Source organism: Methyloglobulus sp. (genome assembly GCF_964779595.1).
Window position 1 is genome coordinate 1 of record NZ_CBAROL010000008.1, and the last position, 19,974, is coordinate 19,974.

Here is a 19,974-nt window from a genome sequence, read left to right on the forward strand (position 1 = left end):
AAGCCGCACCGCCGCGTCCCCGCAAGCCAGAATCTGTGACATGTTTTACAATGTCCGCACCGGACATGCCCAACGCATTCTTCAATCCGCGATAACCGTCGTGTGCCAGGTAATCATCAGGGCTTATTGGATCAGTGATACCGACACGGGCAAACGTCAGGCGTTCCTGCTTCTTCAGATAAGGGATGTCTTCTGTCAAGCCTAAGGCCAACGGATGTGCGCCACCCGTCAGGAAATTGGCATCAAATAAATCTGCCACATCGTTGGCTTGCACAGACCCGTAAGCGATGCGACCTTTGTCTGTGCCGACTTCCACCAACGGTTCTAACCAGAACAGCCCTCTTGAGCCGTTGCGGATTAAATTGATAGCGACACTACGGTTTTTGGCTTCTTCAATAATCTTGGCGGCGACCTTATCCGCGCCTAAACATAAGGCTGCAGAGTCACAAGGCACATAGACGGTAATTGGCATAATTACGCACCTACCTGCTTAATAGTGTTGTCAAAGGATTCGGCAGATACCCTGCCATAAACTTCATTGCCAATTTGCATGGAAGGCGAGCAGGCGCATAAGCCTAAGCAATACACCGGCTCCAGCGAAAAAGCGGCGTCTTTCGTGGTTTCATGATAATCAATGCCAAGCCTTGACTTGACATGCTCTTCTAACGCCTTGGAACCCATCGCCTGGCAAGATTCAGCACGGCACAAATGGATGGTCTGTTTGCCCGGCGGGGTATCACGAAAATAATGGTAAAAACTGATGCAACCATGCACTTCGGCTCGGCTTAGGTTCAGGGCATCGGCAATGGCCGGAACAATATCGGCAGGGACATAGCCTAATTCGTCTTGGATGCCATGCAAAATGGGCAATAACGCGCCAGGTTTATCCTTAAGATTGGTGATGATTGCTTGTACATTGGCTTGCACTTTGGGGTTTATGGGGCTTGATCCGGTCATACGTTTCTCGTTAAGGCAATGCCGTTATTCCTGATAATGGCAGTCTGACTTTATAAAGCTAAATGATGGACTCAGTTTAACACATCAATTAAATAGTGTAAAAAACACATAAATAAACATAAAAAAATAATTTATGTGACCTTTAATTTAATAGTAAATTCATGCTATACGTAAAAATCACATTGTTATGTACAAAATAACTGATAATTAGTGACTTTTTTCGTTAAGTCCTTATCCGCATCGGCGCATTGCAGTTCATTATCAACACCGCTATATTGACCGTCCTAATGTAAAAGCTTAAGAGACCATTCCCCTTGACTGAAATGATGACTGTGCATGAGATCGCAGATTACCTGCGAGTTAAGGAACGCAAGATTTATGACCTGATCACGCAAAAACAGATACCCTGTACCCGTGTTACCGGAAAGTGGCTGTTTTCCAGGCACTTGATCGACCTTTGGTTGATGAACAACAGCGAAACCAGCTTGCAGGACTTGCGCTTTAAAATCATCCCTGAAATCGTAGTCGGTAGCCACGACCCGTTGCTGGAGTGGGCTTTACGTGAAAGCGTTTCGGCGATGGCGATGCAAACGACGGGTAGTCTGGAAGGGCTTAGTCGTTTTTCCGCAGGCGAGGCGATGGTTTGTGCCATGCATGTCCTGGATGTCGGGACGGGCGAATACAATATTCCGGTGGTCGAACAAACCTTGCAGGATAACGATATTGTGGTGCTGGAATGGGCTTGGCGAAGGCAAGGTTTGATAGTCGCCAAAAATAATCCACTGGCGATAAAGAACCTTGCTGATTTAGTAGATAAACGACCCCGATTGATAACACGGCAAGCCGGTTCTGGTAGTCGTATCTTGCTGGATCATCTGCTGGAAAAATCAGGTTTCGCTGAAAACAAGCTGAATATAATTGACACACTGGCTCGTACTGAGATGGAAGTGGGACTGGCGATTTCAGGGGGCAGGGCGGATGTTGGCATGGCGGTGTCGTCAGTTGCAAAGCAATTGCATCTTGGTTTCATGCCCTTAGCCAAAGAGCGGTTTGATCTGGTCATACGGCGGTTCGATTATTTTGAGCAGCCTATCCAAAAATTGTTGGCGTTCTGCCAAACAGCGGCATTTAACGACAAAGCCAAGGAATTCGGCGATTATGACATTAGCGGTTTGGGGCGGGTTGTTTACAATAAGCGTTAGGCTGAAGTGATTGTTATAGATATTGTTGATATTATTAAGAACGAACTAACTTTGTGGCAATTAAAATGAATGACAGTATCCGCCAACCTATCCCGCCATTCACCCAAGAAACCGCTACCCAGAAAGTACGCGCGGCTGAAAATGCCTGGAATACCCGAAATTCAGAGAACATAGCACTGGCGTATACAATCGACAGTTTGTGGCGTAATCGGGCAGATTTTCTGCAAGGTCGTACGGCAATTGAGGAATTCCTGGCGCAAAAATGGGCAAAGGAACGGGATTACCGCTTGATAAAAGAGTTATGGGCATTCCATGATGCACGGATTGCCGTCCGCTTTGCTTATGAATGGCATGATGATTCGGGTTCGTGGTTTCGTTCCTATGGCAATGAAAACTGGGAATTCGATATAAATGGCTTGATGAAACGGCGCATCGCCAGCATTAATGACCTGCCGATAAGTGAGGCAGAACGTAAATTTCACTGGCCGTTGGGCATAAGACCAGATAATCATCCTGGATTATCCGACATAGGATTGTGATTTAGCTTTGTGCTTATATTAGGTTAAACACATTCCAAGAATGTTGTTTTATAATGTATGTAACTAATTGAATAATAATTATAAATGTAGATTTGTTGTAATTATTGTCCGGTTTTTTAAAGGTTGTTTATACGTTGACACAATCCTGAAGACAAAACCTATTGTTGGGTACTATGTCCCGAATTAGGATTTTCAACAAGAGTTCACTAAATTAGTTGGTTTAATGGGTTTGAACATTTATAAGAAAAATAAATTTAAAACTCGATAGCGAATGCAGTATCGTTTAAAATCTAGTCTTTAATAATAAGAACGATTGATGAGGAGCTGGAAAGATGATCAAAAGATACCTGGTAGCGTTACCGGTAGCGGCAGTTTTTTTTGCACTTTCAGCGAATGCTGATGTCGTATTAAAAGATAATTCAGAAATTCTGGGCAAGTGGAAAGTGACTGCCGAGTCACCGAAATTAGACGGCGAGAAAAAAAAGGTTATAGTGGAGTGGGACTTCCAGGAAGGTGGCGTTCTCATGAGTAAGGCGACAGATGTGGGCGGGAGAACGTTGGAGATGAATATACCGGTTCAGTATAAGGTCGAAGACGGCGTGATAAAAAAACAGGTAGCTCCAGGACGAGAAAAACTTGAGTCTTGTAAGGTTATTGAGAAAAATGGCTCAGAAATGATCTTGAAATGTCCGTTTCTTTATTACTTTTTAACTAAATTATAATAACAAAGGGTGCAACGATGATTGGTGGAATATTAGGTATTCTTGTGCTTGTTTGGGTTTACCAAACAGCCACAAAAGCGAACGTAAGTAATGTGGTAATGTGGGTGATGATTTGTGCTGTGGTTTATATGGCATCACAGTTCTTATTGATTGGAGGCAGTAATTACCTTATCGAATCGATGAGAGCAAGTGAGGGCGGTGAGGCTTATGAGCGTGATGTCCTGAGTATTGGTGACAGGAAAAATGTGGGCGGCTTTCAAGGCTCAAAAGGAACGTTCTCGTCGGTGTTTTTTGAATTGTTTCCACCCCTTGCAGGCTTCTTATTGGTTGCATTTGTCCGCACCAAGTTTGTCCTAAAAGAGTCACTGACTAAATCTAATTTATTTAGCGGTTTTGGCGATATGCTCAAGAGCATTAAAGATAGCTTTAAAAATCCTGATAACAAATAAGCCGTATAGCAAAATGAAAAGCCCAGGCAATGCTTGGGCTTTTTTGTGTTTGAAATAAAGGAAATATTTAGTATTGTTTAGCCTAATCACCCAAAACCCTGGAAACCACAAAAATCAGGGTAGCGACAAATAAGACAGTAAAAATCAAGCCACCAACCACATAAGTCGTAAGCGAACCTTGCTCGAAGTCCAATTTCCGATTCTTGTCGCTCTGGACACCCACAAAAGCTGCTAAAATACTCATGATCGTTTGAATAATAGTTGGTTTTGACACGATAATCTCCTAGGGAAGCACTTAAAAAATAATAGAGCTTGATCGCTTTTAAAGCAATAACAATCAAGTCACACACTCCGGCAATAAATCTAAATGAGCAAATCAGCACTTCTTAAGCAAGCATTATCCCAAAGAATCCTGTTTCTTGACGGCGCAATGGGTACGATGATCCAGGGTTATAAACTGGAAGAAAAGGATTTTCGAGGTGACCGCTTTGCCCAGTGGGAAGTTGATCTTAAGGGCAATAACGACTTATTGTCGATAACCCAGCCAGATATTATCAAAGCCATTCATAGTGCTTATTTTGAGGCGGGTTCGGATATTGTTGAAACTAATACCTTCAATTCTACCAGTGTTTCTATGGCAGATTACCGCATGGAAGCACTCGCTTACGAACTTAATGTTGAATCGGCACGCGTTGCCAAGCAAGCTGCCGATGAATACACGGCAAAAACACCGGAAAAACCGCGCTTTGTCGCTGGTGTTCTTGGTCCGACCGCACGTACCGCGTCAATGTCGCCCGATGTCAATGATCCTGGTTTTCGCAATATATCATTTGACGAACTGGTTGATGCCTACACAGAAGCCACGCGTGGATTGATAGACGGCGGTGCGGATATTATCCTGATTGAAACCATCTTCGATACCCTGAATGCCAAAGCCGCTATTTTTGCGGTTGATGGGTACTTTGAAACCATTGGTTACAAACTACCGGTGATGATTTCCGGTACGATTACCGACGCATCGGGAAGAACCCTATCAGGACAAACCGTTGGTGCCTTCTGGCATTCTTTAAAACATATTGAACCGATTTCTTTCGGTTTTAATTGTGCTTTAGGCGCAACCGAGTTACGGCAATATATTGCTGAATTATCGTCTATTGCTGACACTCACGTTTCGGCTCATCCCAACGCCGGATTACCCAATGAATTCGGCGAATATGATGAAACACCCGAGCAAATGGCACAAGAACTGGCAGATTGGGCGCAGAGCGGTTACCTGAATATTATCGGCGGTTGTTGTGGCACGTCACCTGCGACGATTAAAGCCATTAGTGATGCGGTGCAGAACCATGCGCCCCGAATCATTCCTGAAATTGAAAAACAATGCCGCTTATCAGGACTAGAGCCAATGTTGATAGGTGCAGATAGTCTGTTTGTAAATGTCGGCGAACGCACCAACGTCACCGGTTCAGCTGCATTTAAACGACTGATTATCGAAGGTAATTTTGAAGTCGCGCTGGATGTTGCCAAACAACAGGTCGAAAACGGCGCACAAATCATCGACATCAACATGGACGAAGGCATGTTGGAGTCCAAAGAAGCGATGGTGCGCTTCTTGATGCTGATTGCATCCGAACCGGACATTGCCAAAGTACCGATTATGCTGGACTCTTCCAAATGGGATATTTTGGAAGCTGGGCTTAAATGTATCCAAGGTAAAGGCGTAGTCAATTCTATCTCACTAAAAGAAGGCGAAGAAGCGTTTATTAAACATGCCAAGTTGGTGCGTCGTTATGGCGCGGCAGTTATCGTCATGGCGTTTGATGAAGAAGGTCAAGCCGATACCAAAGCCCGAAAAGTCGAAATTTGCCAACGCGCTTATAAAATTCTCGTCGAACAAGTTGGTTTTCCGCCCGAAGATATTATTTTTGACCCCAATATTTTCGCTATTGCCACGGGCATCGACGAACATAACAACTACGGTTTGGACTTTATCGAAGCCACCAGCGAGATTAAGCAAACCCTGCCTTACGCATTAATTTCCGGCGGCGTGTCTAACGTGTCGTTCTCGTTTCGCGGCAATAATCCGGTGCGTGAAGCGATTCATGCGGTGTTTTTGTACCACGCTATTCAGGCAGGTATGTCGATGGGTATCGTCAACGCCGGACAATTGGCTATATACGAAGACATTCCCCGCGACTTGCGCGATGCAGTTGAAGCCGTGGTCTTAAACACCCACGACGGTAGTGGCACGGACAAATTACTGGAATTGGCGGCGAAATACCGTGGCGATGGCAGTAGCAGCGAAGTCAAACAGGAAAATTTGGAATGGCGCGAGTGGCCAGTAAGTAAACGCCTGGAACATGCGCTGGTCAAAGGCATTACCGATTACATTGACGAAGACACCGAGCAAGCGCGATTAGAAGCCGAACGTCCACTGCATGTCATAGAAGGCGCATTGATGGACGGCATGAACGTGGTCGGCGACCTGTTTGGTGCGGGTAAAATGTTCTTACCGCAAGTAGTGAAATCCGCGCGGGTCATGAAAAAAGCCGTGGCGTACTTGATGCCATTTATGGAAGCCGACAAATCTGCCGAAGACCGTCAGACCAATGGCAAAATCCTTATGGCTACCGTTAAAGGTGACGTGCATGATATCGGTAAAAATATTGTCGGTGTCGTGTTGCAATGCAATAACTACGAAGTTATCGACTTGGGCGTGATGGTGCCCGCCGAAAAAATCCTGCAAACCGCACGCTTGGAAAATGTCGATATTATCGGCTTAAGCGGGTTGATTACCCCGTCACTGGATGAAATGGTGCATGTCGCCAAAGAAATGCAGCGCCAAGGCTTTACTATTCCTCTGATGATTGGCGGTGCAACCACTTCCCGCGCCCATACTGCCGTCAAGATTGAACCGCACTATAAAGGTGCGACGGTTTATGTGACAGATGCCTCTCGCGGAGTCGGTGTAGCCAGTAACCTGTTAAGCGCCGAGCTAAAAGATGAATTTGTCCAGAGCACACGCGAAGAATACGCAGAAGTCAGGGAACGTCATAAAGGCCGCGAAGCGAAAACTAAACAGCATACTCTTGACGCTGCACGGCAAAACAAATTCAACTGGGGCGGTTACGAGCCGGTTAAGCCTAAGTTTTTAGGCACAAAAGTTATCGACAATATTTCCTTGGGTGTGTTGGTTGAATACATTGACTGGACACCATTTTTCCAGACTTGGGAAATGGCGGGAAGTTATCCTAAAATTCTCGATGATAAAGTCGTCGGTATGGAAGCTAGGACGCTGTTCGATGATGCCAATAAAATGTTAAAAGAGATCGTAAGCGAGAATTGGTTGACTGCAAAAGCAACCATTGGCTTCTTTCCGGCAGCCAGTAACGATGATGATGTCATCTTATTTACCGATGAAACGCGAACCAAAGAACGCGAAACCTTGCATCATTTGCGTCAGCAAAACATGAAAGCACCAGGTCGTCCCAATTATTGCTTGTCCGATTTTATAGCGCCAGCAGATTCCGGTAAGCATGATTATATTGGTGCATTTGCCGTGACGACAGGGATAGGCATAGAAGCCAAACTTGAAGAGTTTGAACGCGATCATGACGATTATAGTTCTATTATGCTTAAAGCCTTAGCAGACCGCTTGGCGGAAGCCTTGGCAGAATATATGCACCAAGTCGTCAGAAAAGACTTCTGGGGTTATGCAGAAGACGAAACGCATGATAACGACCAGCTAATCAACGAAGCCTATCAGGGTATACGACCTGCGCCAGGTTATCCGGCGTGTCCAGACCATACCGAAAAAGCCAAGCTGTTTGAACTGCTTAATGCAACTGCAACTACCGGCATAGCACTGACCGAGAGTTTTGCCATGTACCCTGCTTCGGCGGTAAGTGGTTGGTATTTTTCCCACCCCGAAGCGCAGTATTTTAATGTCGGTAAAATCGATATGGATCAGCTTCAAGACTATGCAAGACGCAAAGGTATGGCGGAAGAAGTAGCCGCCCGTTGGTTAGCAGCGCATTTGCATCATTAAGGAAACCCGAGCTTTTTAAGCATCGTGCAGAGATTCAGTAATTGATAAATAGTGTTGCTCAACAATTTTCTACGTCGATTATACGGATTGAGTCTTTAGGTAATGGGTTGATTAATGACACCTATTTGGTTAGCACAGAAGCAAAGCCGTTCGTTTTACAACGTATAAACAAACAGGTATTTCCTCAACCTGAGCAGATCATGGCTAACTTGATGGTGCTTAATCAGCACGTTGAGCAGATTAGCGACGAGAAAATAACCCTAACAATCCCTCAGCTTCTACCAACTTTAGCTAACAATAGCTTTTTTTGTGTTGAGCAAGATGATGTTTGGCGGGCATTAAGCTATATCGACAATACCGAAAGCCTGGAAACCATCAGCAATCACACACAAGTAGGGCAGGTGGGCTATGCGCTGGGGCAATTCCATCGCCTTACTTACGGCTTGGATTCTGCAAAATTGCACGATACCTTACCAGGCTTCCATATTACACCTGGCTATTTGCAGCATTACCAACAAGTAAAAACCAGCACTAAAATATCTGAAGACAACTGCTGTGCAGACTTTATTGCGCGTTATCAGCCTATTGCAGGTGATCTGGAAACAGCAAAAGCGCAAGGTTTGCTAATGGAAAGAGTCATTCACGGCGATCCCAAACTGAATAACTTCCTGTTCGATAAAACCAGCCAGCATGTTGTCAGCTTGATTGATCTGGATACCGTCAAACCTGGATTAATTCATTATGATTTAGGTGATTGTATGCGGTCGTGCTGTCACAATACCTCAACAGATAGGTTTGATCTTGAACTATGTCAGGTATTGTTAACCCGCTATCTAAGCGAGATGGGCGAGCTATTTTCAGCATACGATTACCAATTCGTCTATCCCGCTATTCGCCTGCTCCCGTTCGAGTTAGGGCTGCGGTTTTATACCGATTATCTCGAAGGCAATCGCTATTTTAAAGTGGTCGATTCTGATGAAAATTTACGTCGTGCAACTGGGCAATTTCGCTTATGTGCAAATATCATAACGCAGGAAAGAAAAATTAAAACGCTTATAAATCAAATGGCTTTGATGTAATACAATGAAATAGAGGGTAATGACCGTTGTTCCTCGATTCCGTTTTACGTCATCGAGGCTACGTGCTAATCAGGGAAAGTTTGGATTTGTTTTGGTAGCTTAATGGGTATTCACAACTGAAAAATAAGCTTAATTGAAGTTCTCGTCAGCCGTTTTCTTATATTCTAGCCAGACCAGCACACGGGTGACGAGTTCTTTAAACGATTCTTGCTGTACAGGTTTTGTTACGTAGGTTGTGCTACCGGCTATAATGCCCTTAACCTCTTCCAAAGGTGAGGTGAGTCCTGATACCATAATAATAGGCGTATTTTTATAGGCTGGATTTTCTCGCAAACGGGTACAGGCTTCGTAACCATCAATCCCAGGCATCATCGCATCCATAAAAATAAGGTCATATTGTGTTGCTTCGGCTTTTTCAATAGCACTTTCACCGCTTTCTGCTAAGTCAATTACACCTATTTTGGGTTGCATGGAAAGACTGAATGCCAATAATTTTAGAAACGCGGCATTATCATCAACAATCAATGCGCGATAGCCAGCATTTTGTGATGCGGATTCTACTGTTTTAACATTGCTTTCAGATGGTAGGTCATTGTGTTCGCTCATCATTTTCTCCATAAGTTAGAGCTTCGAACTCTGAATTCAAAAAAGGCATTTTATGAAAATTTGCATAGTCATAGCACCAACATTCATAAAGGTACTTGGTGATTCTTTAGCGTGTTGTACTTTTCATTACAGGATTGCAACGGTAACCCCAGTGACGCATGGTACTCTATATTACGCTTAAAATAATGAGAGATGTATCACAAAATACAACAAAAATGCTGCGGAAAATAAGCTACGGTTTTATGTTAGCTTATAAATGCAAATTAGCAAAGGTGAGCTGAATGTTCTGCGTAGCGTAGCAACAGCTAGAGGGATTCCCACTTAAGGCAATGTAATGTAGGTCTAATGAGCTAATGTGGGGAGTATAGACCAGTTATCAGGCTTAGATATAGGTGAAACGCTCAAACAGAGAAACCATTGCCACCAGGCAGTTACGTGGACTTGCTACGTTGTAACTGCCTGATGGTTTGATTTTATCGAGTGACTACTACTGGCTCAGCTGGTGAGGCGCAGCGATTATAAAACGGCCAATTTCTTACGTGCAGGTACTTCCGTACAGGTGATTTAATCACCGATACGCATAACGCAATCGAAAATAAACACCAAACCGCCGCAAATTCATTCGGATCATTCGTGGTGACGCTGGAAATCCACGGCCCCATCAGGTAATGGAACGCCACAAATCGGTACGAGCCATAGATTATCGGCATGATAAAACATACTAGGATATAGCTAAGAACGTGCAATCCCCAATGGAAATTAAACAGCCACTCGATAGGGTCTGATACCAAGCCATTTAACGGCATTTGCCAGGCAATATGCCATGCACCATGCACTGAACATACCGCTGGACCGCAAAAGCCTTCTATGCCGATATTACATTTTCCTGCCCAATCAAACGGATACATTTTAAATAGCAAAAATATTGAGCCGACTGTGCAGAGGGTATAGACGACAGTTTGGATCTTGACTTTGATTTCCGGAGGGACGAAGTACAACGCCACCATATTGACAAAAAACGGCTGAAACGCGACGTGCAAATACCCTAGCATCGTGAGTATCTGGTTATTGGGGTTGTCACATAAATCAATGTAAATGTAAGTCACTGCCTGTAATAGCTCCATTAACGCGAAATACGTTAACGGAATCCACAGTTCCTTCGATTCCCCTTTTTTTGCGATGTAAACTGCGGTACCTAGACCTATGGCAGCCAACACGCCCGACGCTTCTCCACTCCAACACATAAAACTGACCTTCGTTAATTAATGAAACACAACATCCTATCGACTCTGTATTCACTGAAAAAACAGTGAAAGTACGGTCTACTCGAACAAACCAAAAAGCGGGTAATTGTATTACAGAGAAGGGTGTAGAGAAAGGGTTATTGAGTTAGTTGTTTGGAGTTGATTAAGAATGGGCTTAAATGTTGATGTTATGTCCTTTGACAAGCTCAGGACGAACGGTTCGTGTTGATTCTGTTCGCGGTGAGCTTGCACCACTGGCACTTCCTTCGGTCGTCGAACCATGAACGAAATCAACTCCCTTGATAAGCATCTCGGTCAATATAAATATCAATATTATCCGATAAGATGCTAGCTATGGGCAGATCATGACCAGACCGCCACAGCTTAACGGCTTCTTGCTTATTCGATCCGGTAATCAGAAAAATCACCTGCCGTGCATTACCCAATGCCTTTGCGCTGATCGAAACCCTCTCCGGTGGCGGCTTTGGTGAATTATAAACAGCATGTACCAGCTCTTCTGCATCATGCTTATGACCAGGAAACAGGCTTGCAGTATGTCCGTCTTCACCCATGCCCAGCAATACTAAATCAAAAGGCAGGGCAGCTTTTATGGTTTGCTGGTAAAGGGTCGTGGCTTGTTCAGCGCCCAATTCGGCAGGAATGGTGAATATCTGTGCTTTGGGAATAACGACTTTGCTTATAAAAGCTTGCTCTGCCATAACGCTATTTCTGTCTTTATGGTCTATCGGCAAGCAGCGCTCATCACCGTAATAGATATGCCATTTCGACCAATCAGCATCCGATAGCGCCAATAAACGATACACTTTTTCCGGCGTAGTCCCGCCCGCCAGCACCAGTTTGAATTGCCCACGTTCAGCAATGGCTGATTTCGCAGTATCAAGAATGCGCTGATACGCAGCTAAAGCGACATCATCCGCAGTTTCCAGCGTGTGCCAATGCGTACTAGCCTTCATACTTACAAGGCTCCGGTGTTAAGGAGCTGCGCCAGGACTGGCTTTCTTTCTCGAACAGGCGGCGGCTGTCTTCGGGGCCCCAGGAACCGGCGGGATACGTCGCAATATAATCACGTTCAATCGCCCAGGTTTGCAAGATAGGGTCTACGATACGCCAGGCGTATTCAACTTCATCAAAACGCAGGAACAACGAGCGGTCACCTTTCAATACGTCCAGCAACAAGTCTTCATACGCATCAATGGATTTTTCATTCTGGTTGCGGAAACTCGCATCCAGGCTGCTGGTTCGTGTACTCATTTCCAGACCAGGTTCTTTTACCGTCATTTCAATGCGGATACACTCCTCCGGCTGAATGCCCAACAGCACCCAGTTTGGGTTCATGCACTGCACGTGAGTATCGCGGAAAAATTGCAGCGGCGGATGGCGGAAACAGATGGAAATAGACGATTGCGCTTTCGCCATGCGTTTGCCGGTACGCAGGTAAAACGGCACACCACGCCAACGCCAGTTGTCGATATACAGCTTCATAGCGGCGTAAGTTTCCGTTGTGCTGTTGGCGGGAATGTTGTCTTCTTGCAGATAGCCGTTAACCTTCTTGCCACCGACACTGCCCTTGGCATACTGGGCGCGGAACGAATGCCCATGCACGGCTTCTTTCGGTATCGGACGGATGGATTTCAGCACCTTCACTTTTTCATCACGCAAGGATTCTGCTTCCATGGAGACGGGCGGCTCCATCGCCACCAAGGTTAGCATTTGCAGCAAATGGCTTTGCAGCATGTCACGCATGGCACCTGCGCTGTTGTAATATTCGCCACGGCCTTCAATGCCGATTTCCTCGGAATGGGTAATTTGCACATGGTCTATGTAATTGCGGTTCCACAACGGTTCCAACATGACGTTAGCAAACCGGAACACCAGCACGTTTTGCACCATGCCTTTGCCCAGGTAATGATCGATGCGGTAAATCTGCTCCTCGGTCAAATACTGGCTGATGCGCTTTTGCAAAGCCTGTGCGCTGTCCAGGTCGTAGCCGAACGGTTTTTCGATAATCACCCGCCGCCAACCGTATTCTTCCTCGAACAAATGGTTAACGCTCAACAACTCCATCACCTGGGCAAAGTCGGCAGGGCTGATGGACAGGTAAAACGCGATATTCTTGGAAAATGCCTGCTCAGGGCTGTTGATGAGTTCCGCCAAGGCAGCGTAAGCTTCGGCTTCATGCAGATCACCTCGGTGATAATAAAAGCGTTCAGCAAAGCGTTTGAACACATGCTCGTTAAAATCGTTTTTGACCTTCTGCTCGATCATGTCCCTGAGTTCCTTCAACCAGGTAGCCTGATCCCACGGTCTGCGTCCAATGGCGATAATCCGCGTACCTTCCGGCAATTGATTGGCCGCATCCAGATGATACAACGCGGGCATGAGTTTGATACGGGACAAGTTGCCCGTAGAGCCATAGATAACGTAAGTGCAGGGTTCGGCGTTCATGTTTTCGAAAGGGTTATGTTTAAATGAATTTTGTTATGCACCTCTACAATTAAATTTCCGTAGGTTGGGATGAGGTACGAACCCCAACATTGAGCTAGCTTATTTGTTGGAGTTCACAAGTTCACTCCAACAGGCTGTGCATCCATACGCCGGAAGGGGCATGTTGCCCCATCCGAACGGTTTCAAAGTGGTTCAAAAATAATAACCTCACTAATAAAACGTATGTAACGGGGTTTCAAACCCCGTCCCGCGTAAGTAAAAGCGTTCACTAAAGCGCTTGAACACATGCTCGCTCATATCGCTTTTTACTTTCTGCTCGATCATGTCCCTGAGTTCTTTCAACCAGGTTTTCTGATCCCACGGCCTGCGGCCTATCGCAACAATACGGGTGCCTTCCGGCAACTGGTTCGCTGCATCCAGGTGATACAGCGCGGGCATGAGTTTGATGCGGGACAAGTTGCCTGTCGCGCCATAGATTACGTAGGTACAGGGTTCAGCATTCATAAATAAAAAGATCCAAGGTTCAAAAAAGCATTTTTACATTCTGTATCATTTGAATGAATTCGTAGTTTCGAATCGTAGGGCGGATTAGACGCACAAAACACCTGCGTTTCAGGTAAGTAAAGATTTTCCGTGCGCCGTAATCCGCCATTTTGATGATGCCCATTCGGCGGATTACGCCGCGCCCAAAGCTCAATCAAAACCGATAGATTGTGAATGTTGCGCGGCTAATCCGCCCTACATTTTATCCGCCTTACGGCCTTTTACATTTAATCAACGTAGGGTTTCAGACTAATAAGCAGCCTAACTGCGCCGAATAACAACAGAAATTTGAGTGGCAACATTGCATAGTTAAGAAAAAAGTCGAAGGCATACTTTCTACTGCCCACTGGTAGAAAGCTAATTGTAAAACGAAGTGCTAAGTAAACGACGTAAGCAGATACACCAATGCCGAAGAGCTTTATGCTTGATTCTGAGTGAAGGCGATTTGCTAGGTTCGTACGCCACATGAAAGCAATAACAGCAAGCGCAGGTAACACCCATTGTAAGGTTACTGAAATCAGTGTGATACGTAGCATATACACTTCCCTATGATAATATGAGTACATGTAACCAGGTAGGAATCGATCAAAATCATGTAAAGGAAAATACCAATTGACTAGTATGGTGAAGCCTAGGAAGATAATAAATTTTCGCATAATTAGTCAAGTCAAGCAGGGCGCATGCTGTTCGTACCCACAGGGAACTTAGGCAGAATTTCTTTTACATTTTTCATAGACAAACTCAGGATCAAGGTCGGCTCCAGATTCCCATTCGATGGTATCAAAGGCAACGGCAACTTTTTTGAATGAAGCATCATCTTTAATCCGCGTGAAAATCCCAAAATCTAAGTAGGGCTTCATATCCAATACACCAGTTTCATCGTTATTAAAAGTAATATAAAGCAGGTAATCATCTTGGGGAACAACGGCTTTCACTGATGGATACATAAGGCCTCCTATTACTGTAATGGTTGGATTTTAAAAGGTTCTTCGCCGTTCATAACCAAATCCCAATCGGCCATAAGCTCTTCTTGATGCAATTCAGCCCATGCTAAGACGAGCTTTGCCTGTTTCCGCGGCAAATTCCCGTCAATCATTTCACAGGTAAGTATATTGACCCTAGCTTTGTATTCAGCATAGTACACATGAAAGTGCGGCGGTGGATGTTCACCCGGCGCAAAGTACATGCGGATGATAATGCCATAAAACATCGATATGGTAGGCAAAATATTCTCCTATCGCTCGAACTGCCTACCTATGCATTATAAGTTGACGAAGCCGTCTTCCCCCCATGCCCCGTCCAATCGGTATGGAAAAACTCGCCCCGTGGCCTGTCTGTACGCTCGTAAGTGTGTGCGCCGAAGTAATCCCGTTGCGCTTGCAATAAATTGGCGGGTAGCCGCTCGGTGCGGTAGCCGTCGAAATAAGCCAAAGCAGAGGAAAATGCAGGTGTCGGTATACCCATTTCAATGCCTAAAATAACGGCTTTGCGCCAGCCTTTTTCGGCATGTCTCATGGTGTCGATAAAAAAATCGGCCAATAACAGGTTTTCAAGGTCGGGGTTGGTATGGTAAGCCTGTTTAATGTCATTCAAGAACTGGCTGCGGATAATACAGCCGCCGCGCCACATTAATGCGATTTCGCCGTAGTTGAGGTCGAAGTTATATTCTGTTGAAGCCTCGCGCAGTAAGCGGAAGCCTTGGGCGTAAGAAATAATCTTGGCAGCGTATAAAGCATCACGGATGGCATTAATCATGGCTTGTTTATCGCCAGTGAACGTTTGCTTGGGTCTAGCAAGGAATTCGGCTGCTTTGATACGTTCGGATTTTTGCGCCGATAAACAACGGGCAAATACGGCTTCACCAATTAATGTTAGCGGAATACCCAAATCCAGGGCGTTGATGCCCGTCCATTTGCCCGTGCCTTTTTGTCCGGCGGTATCAAGAATTTTATGCAGTAATGGCGAGCCGTCTTCGTCTTTATAAGCCAAAATCGCTGCGGTAATTTCGACCAAATAAGAACTGAGTTCGCCTTTATTCCATTCGTCAAAAATAGTGTGCATTTCGTCTGCACTTAAGCCCAAGCCTTCCGACAACAATTGGTAGGCTTCACAGATGATTTGCATATCGCCGTATTCGATGCCGTTATGTACCATTTTTACATAGTGGCCTGCGCCGTTATCGCCCACCCATTCGCAACACGGGTCGCCGTCAACTTTGGCGCTAATGGCCTGAAAGATAGGCTTCACATAAGGCCATGCCTCTTTATTGCCGCCTGGCATAATGGAAGGGCCGTTCCGTGCGCCTTCTTCACCACCGGATACGCCTGTGCCAATGTAACGGAGGCTTTTTTCTTTAAGTGCAACAGTCCGACGATTGGTGTCGGTGTACAGGGAATTACCGCCATCAACAATAATATCGCCGGCAGACAATAATGGCACCAGCTTGTCGATGTATTGATCGACCACGTCGCCAGCCTTTACCATCAACATCACGATGCGTGGTGACTTTAAACTATCGACTAGTTCTTGCAAGGAATGTGCGCCGATGACTTGTGTGCCATTGGCAGGACCTGCCAGGAACTCATCCGTGGTGGCGCTCGTGCGATTATGGACTGCCACTTTATAGCCGTGGTCGTTCATGTTAAGGACTAGGTTTTGTCCCATGACCGCCAAGCCAATTAATGCTATGTCTGCTTTCATTTTATCTTCCAAAGATTATTATAGTGTGATGTGCAAAGTTTGTAGCACCTGATTTGAGGAATGTTCGGTCAAGCTTCCTTAAACAAGTTCAGACGAAAAGTGGCAAGCTAATTCCGATTAACTAATAGGCTACCAATGAATTGTTTAAAAATCAATTTATTACGAAATAACCGTTAATAAACGTATTGTCTGTAATAGCAGCACCAAAATGTAGCAAGCTGCACCATTACTTGCGCTGTTTTTGATCCAAATCAATGTGCGTTTTGCTATGGGTGCGAGAATGAATTCGCCTGATGAAAGGCAAACCGTTCCTGATAACCCATACAATGGGTGCGGGGATGAATTCACGCATACCTTATAAGGTCAAAACACATGAAAAATATGATATTAGCCGTATTGCTTATTTCTGCTTTACCTACTATTGCTACAGCGGAAATGAAAATGCAGAATAGCAATCCAAACGCTGCACCAAAAGCAGAGCCTACGCTGGGGCATCACATGCAGAACAGCAATCCAAACCCAGAATCAGAAGCTGCGCCAGCGCAGAAACCGGAGCATGTTATGCAAAACAGCAATCCGTCGCCCGATCCCGTGCCTGAACACACGATGAGGAATACCAATCCAAAAAAGTTCGTTAGTTCGAATGCCCAATCGCTGGAAGAAAAGCACTCTGGTAACTAGGTGCATAGAGAATAGCGAATTGATTAGGCGTGTGGCAGAGATAATTCGTTGATTGAATAAAGGGGCAAATAGCCCCTTTATGGTTTTTTGGTCGAAGCTGGTTGTTTGGTATTAGACGATCTATTTTATTGCTGGAAGCCTTGCTTTCACTGACTAACAACATTAGCACAAGACAACCAACAAAATAATCCCCAAAATCAAACCGACAACGAGTTCGCCAGTGGAATAATCACAGCCACCGCTACCGATATTGACGTGGGAGGCGCGGTCATTATCCAAACCTGCCAGCATCATACCGTCGAATTCATCGGCGACTTGTTCTTGTGACGATGCTAGCATGATCTGTGTACGGGCATCGTTGAGTTTGGATTCGGCAATTTTTAAAGCATCACTAAACGGCATGATGGTTTGGCGTTTTGTAGTACACTCAGGCATCATTTGTTGGTGCAAGCACCAAGGTGTGGGCTTGGTTGATGGTTTCGGCTGCGGTGATTTGATTCCTTAATTGGATAAATTCTTCCTGTTGGCTGGGGTCGCTAGGGCAGGTGGCTTTGATTAGTGCCAGGGTTTCTTTAGACGGCATCAGGTTTGCGTGGGCGGTACTCGCCATGCCGATGATGATAGGTATCAGCACAGCGAACACCCAATAGTTACTGTTTTTTGTGATAGCCATCATTTATCCTCGTTTATTGTTGTTGTGGATGAACGCTTGATATTACCCAGATAAGATTAAAGTTAAATTTAGTTGCTATTGACCAATACGTTGAAGGCGTTGCTAAGTGTAGGATTACTTTGATAAATAAGTGTAAGACCTTAATCCTGCGATCAATTCTTTCTCGTAATCTTGCTGTTGTTGGTTGCTCAGTTGGCTATTTACCAGCTTTTTGCGGTAGGCAGTTTTCAGGTCTTCGCTGTTGATATGGACATAATCCAGCAGGTCGCTGACATGCTCGCCTTCCTGTAAGTCATAGAAGTGATAGCCTTTGTCGTCGAGTTCTATGTTGATGGAATGGGTGTCACCGAATAGGTTGTGCATATCGCCCAGTATTTCCTGGTAAGCACCCACCATAAAAAAACCGATGAGATAAGGTTGATTGCTGTCTATTTCATGTATAGCTAAGGTTTTTTCGATATTCTGGCCGTCAATATACTGGTCAATACGTCCGTCAGAATCACAAGTCAAATCCTGGATAACTGCACGTCGTGTTGGTTGTTCGTTCAGCCGATGGATGGGCATGATGGGGAAGATTTGGTCTATCCCCCAAATGTCCGGCATGGACTGGAACAAGGAAAAATTGCAGAAAATCTTGTCGGCCAGTTTTTCATTCAATTCTTTCAGGATGGCCGCTTCATTCTGGTTGTTCGGATTAAGCTGGTTTTTTATCTGTTGGCAACGCAGGGCGTAGTCATTTTCCGTTTTAGCCAAGTCGTTAATGCTGGCCTTACCGAGTGCGAATTGCTCTTGCCCGTCCTTAAAATTAAATTGCGTATCATGATAAGTTTCTACCAGATTAACGCCAAAGGGCAGGGGGGCAATGTCAGCTTGATTGCTGTAAACCGATTCAATATCGGTAACATTGGTAATCAATACGGCATGATGGGCAGTGATTGCGCGGCCTGATTCAGTGATAATGTCAGGTTGGGGCAGGTTTTTTTCAGCGCAAATCTCGGCAAAACTGCGGACGATGTTTTGTGCATACTCATCCAGGCTGTAATTGATGGAAGATTCTCGCCGTGACCGGCTGCCGTCATAATCCACCCCTAAGCCGCCACCCGCATCGACAATTTTTATTGGAGCGTCCAGCCGGTGCAGTTCAGCATAGAATTGTCCTGCTTCTTTCAAGGCAACCTTGATGTCACGGATATTGGCAATTTGCGAACCCATGTGAAAGTGCATTAATTGCAAGCAATCCAGCAAATTCGCTTGCTTTAGACGCTCAACCAGTTGCAGGACTTCATTGGCATGTAAGCCGAATTTGGATTTTTCGCCGCCGGTATTTTGCCATTTACCTGCGCTAATACTTGCAAGCCTGACGCGTACACCCACGCAAGGTTTAACGCCTAATTTAGTGGCTTCTTCCAGAATCATACCCAATTCAATCGGTTTTTCGATCACCAGATACACTCTCAGGCCGAGTTTCAGTCCAATCAGCGCCAACCGGATATAAGCCCTGTCCTTATAACCGTTGCAAACGATCACACCGCCTGGCTTGGATAAGGCCATAATCGCCAGCAATTCCGGCTTGCTACCTGCTTCCAGGCCAATGTTGTCTGCTGAAATAATGCCTTCAACAACCTTGCCTTGCTGGTTAACCTTAATCGGATAAACAGGCGTATAGCGGCCTTGGTATTGGTTATTGGCACAGGCTTTTGCAAAGGCATCATTCAAACGCTTTACCCGATCTTTAAGAATGTCGGTAAAACGTACCAGCACCGGTAAGGATAAATTCTTGTCGCTTAAAGATTGGGCGATTTCATATAAATCCAGTTCAGTCGCCTTATCTGCGCTAGGTTTTACCGAGACATTGCCTTTGGCATTGATGGAAAAATAACCGTCACCCCAAAAGTTGATCGCGTAGGTTTGGATAGATTGAAGAATAGTCCAGGTGTTAGCTGCGTTTTTGTCCAAAGTTGAACTCCGTGTGCTGTAAGTGCTTAAGGAAAGTCCTTCGACAAGCTCAGGACGAACGGAAACTGGTTGATTCCTTTTTGGTATGCCTGAACGGATTGATTCCGTT

At 45.2% G+C, this 19,974-nt stretch carries 20 protein-coding genes and 1 pseudogene; 7 read left to right on the forward strand and 14 right to left on the reverse strand.

Features of this window, described 5'->3' with window-relative positions; translation table 11 throughout:
* A pseudogene (locus AC1YY3_RS04715) lies at nt 1-472 on the reverse strand (formate dehydrogenase); the annotation flags it as partial.
* Nucleotides 473-474: 2 nt separating this feature from the next.
* Nucleotides 475-957, reverse strand: coding sequence for a formate dehydrogenase subunit gamma (locus AC1YY3_RS04720; RefSeq protein WP_481823576.1), 483 nt, complete (start codon nt 955-957; stop codon nt 475-477).
* Between the two features lie 323 nt (nt 958-1,280).
* Here AC1YY3_RS04720 and AC1YY3_RS04725 point away from each other — a divergent pair, with 323 nt between their 5' ends.
* The 4 genes from AC1YY3_RS04725 (at nt 1,281) to AC1YY3_RS04740 (ending at nt 3,869) form a co-directional block, all read left to right on the forward strand.
* Nucleotides 1,281-2,159, forward strand: a complete 879-nt coding sequence (locus AC1YY3_RS04725; protein ID WP_481823584.1) for a substrate-binding domain-containing protein — start codon at nt 1,281-1,283, stop codon at nt 2,157-2,159.
* A 65-nt stretch (nt 2,160-2,224) separates the two neighbouring features.
* The gene (locus tag AC1YY3_RS04730) at nt 2,225-2,698 is read left to right on the forward strand and encodes a nuclear transport factor 2 family protein (RefSeq protein ID WP_481823575.1); all 474 of its coding nucleotides are present in this window, start codon (nt 2,225-2,227) and stop codon (nt 2,696-2,698) included.
* 332 nt (nt 2,699-3,030) lie between these two features.
* Nucleotides 3,031-3,420, forward strand: a complete 390-nt coding sequence (locus AC1YY3_RS04735) for a hypothetical protein (protein WP_481823574.1) — start codon at nt 3,031-3,033, stop codon at nt 3,418-3,420.
* A gap of 17 nt (nt 3,421-3,437) precedes the next feature.
* The gene (locus tag AC1YY3_RS04740) at nt 3,438-3,869 is read left to right on the forward strand and encodes a hypothetical protein (RefSeq protein ID WP_481823573.1); all 432 of its coding nucleotides are present in this window, start codon (nt 3,438-3,440) and stop codon (nt 3,867-3,869) included.
* A gap of 82 nt (nt 3,870-3,951) precedes the next feature.
* On the opposite strand, the gene AC1YY3_RS04745 is transcribed toward AC1YY3_RS04740, so the two are convergent.
* Nucleotides 3,952-4,143, reverse strand: coding sequence for a DUF2970 domain-containing protein (locus tag AC1YY3_RS04745; protein ID WP_481823572.1), 192 nt, complete (start codon nt 4,141-4,143; stop codon nt 3,952-3,954).
* A 93-nt stretch (nt 4,144-4,236) separates the two neighbouring features.
* On the opposite strand from AC1YY3_RS04745, the gene metH reads away from it, so the two are divergent.
* Both metH and AC1YY3_RS04755 read left to right on the forward strand, forming a co-directional pair.
* On the forward strand, nt 4,237-7,917 hold the full coding sequence (gene metH / locus AC1YY3_RS04750) for a methionine synthase (protein WP_481823571.1): 3,681 nt from the start codon (nt 4,237-4,239) through the stop codon (nt 7,915-7,917).
* A gap of 41 nt (nt 7,918-7,958) precedes the next feature.
* Complete coding sequence (locus tag AC1YY3_RS04755; protein WP_481823570.1) at nt 7,959-8,996, forward strand: phosphotransferase enzyme family protein; 1,038 nt, start codon at nt 7,959-7,961, stop codon at nt 8,994-8,996.
* A gap of 129 nt (nt 8,997-9,125) precedes the next feature.
* Here the strand turns inward: AC1YY3_RS04755 and AC1YY3_RS04760 are convergent, their stop codons facing one another.
* From AC1YY3_RS04760 to gnd, 8 genes are all read right to left on the reverse strand, one after another.
* Entirely contained in the window at nt 9,126-9,602 is a 477-nt protein-coding gene (locus AC1YY3_RS04760; protein ID WP_481823569.1) for a response regulator, read from the reverse strand.
* A 473-nt stretch (nt 9,603-10,075) separates the two neighbouring features.
* On the reverse strand, nt 10,076-10,846 hold the full coding sequence (locus AC1YY3_RS04765) for a DUF5765 domain-containing protein (RefSeq protein WP_481823568.1): 771 nt from the start codon (nt 10,844-10,846) through the stop codon (nt 10,076-10,078).
* 290 nt (nt 10,847-11,136) lie between these two features.
* Nucleotides 11,137-11,820 (reverse strand): 6-phosphogluconolactonase, encoded by a 684-nt coding sequence (gene pgl, locus AC1YY3_RS04770; RefSeq protein WP_481823567.1) that lies wholly within the window; start codon nt 11,818-11,820, stop codon nt 11,137-11,139.
* Nucleotides 11,810-13,312 carry a glucose-6-phosphate dehydrogenase gene (zwf, locus tag AC1YY3_RS04775; protein WP_481823566.1) on the reverse strand — a complete coding sequence of 501 codons (1,503 nt, stop codon included), beginning with the start codon at nt 13,310-13,312 and terminating at the stop codon, nt 11,810-11,812. The genes pgl and zwf overlap by 11 nt, the downstream gene beginning before the upstream one ends.
* 210 nt (nt 13,313-13,522) lie before the next feature.
* On the reverse strand, nt 13,523-13,816 hold the full coding sequence (locus tag AC1YY3_RS04780; RefSeq protein WP_481823565.1) for a hypothetical protein: 294 nt from the start codon (nt 13,814-13,816) through the stop codon (nt 13,523-13,525).
* A gap of 743 nt (nt 13,817-14,559) precedes the next feature.
* Nucleotides 14,560-14,802 (reverse strand): DUF2442 domain-containing protein, encoded by a 243-nt coding sequence (locus tag AC1YY3_RS04785; RefSeq protein ID WP_481823564.1) that lies wholly within the window; start codon nt 14,800-14,802, stop codon nt 14,560-14,562.
* A gap of 11 nt (nt 14,803-14,813) precedes the next feature.
* A complete protein-coding gene (locus AC1YY3_RS04790; protein ID WP_481823563.1) occupies nt 14,814-15,080 on the reverse strand; it encodes a DUF4160 domain-containing protein in 267 nt (88 codons plus the stop codon).
* Between the two features lie 29 nt (nt 15,081-15,109).
* Nucleotides 15,110-16,555 carry a decarboxylating NADP(+)-dependent phosphogluconate dehydrogenase gene (gnd, locus tag AC1YY3_RS04795; RefSeq protein WP_481823562.1) on the reverse strand — a complete coding sequence of 482 codons (1,446 nt, stop codon included), beginning with the start codon at nt 16,553-16,555 and terminating at the stop codon, nt 15,110-15,112.
* A gap of 372 nt (nt 16,556-16,927) precedes the next feature.
* Between gnd and AC1YY3_RS04800 the strand changes: the two genes are divergently transcribed.
* The gene (locus tag AC1YY3_RS04800) at nt 16,928-17,236 is read left to right on the forward strand and encodes a hypothetical protein (RefSeq protein WP_481823561.1); all 309 of its coding nucleotides are present in this window, start codon (nt 16,928-16,930) and stop codon (nt 17,234-17,236) included.
* A gap of 162 nt (nt 17,237-17,398) precedes the next feature.
* Here the strand turns inward: AC1YY3_RS04800 and AC1YY3_RS04805 are convergent, their stop codons facing one another.
* From AC1YY3_RS04805 to speA, 3 genes are all read right to left on the reverse strand, one after another.
* Nucleotides 17,399-17,638, reverse strand: coding sequence for a hypothetical protein (locus AC1YY3_RS04805; protein WP_482194342.1), 240 nt, complete (start codon nt 17,636-17,638; stop codon nt 17,399-17,401).
* A 25-nt stretch (nt 17,639-17,663) separates the two neighbouring features.
* A complete protein-coding gene (locus tag AC1YY3_RS04810) occupies nt 17,664-17,909 on the reverse strand; it encodes a hypothetical protein (RefSeq protein WP_481823559.1) in 246 nt (81 codons plus the stop codon).
* Nucleotides 17,910-18,023: 114 nt separating this feature from the next.
* Entirely contained in the window at nt 18,024-19,865 is a 1,842-nt protein-coding gene (gene speA / locus AC1YY3_RS04815; RefSeq protein ID WP_482194343.1) for a biosynthetic arginine decarboxylase, read from the reverse strand.
* Nucleotides 19,866-19,974: the final 109 nt, after the last annotated feature.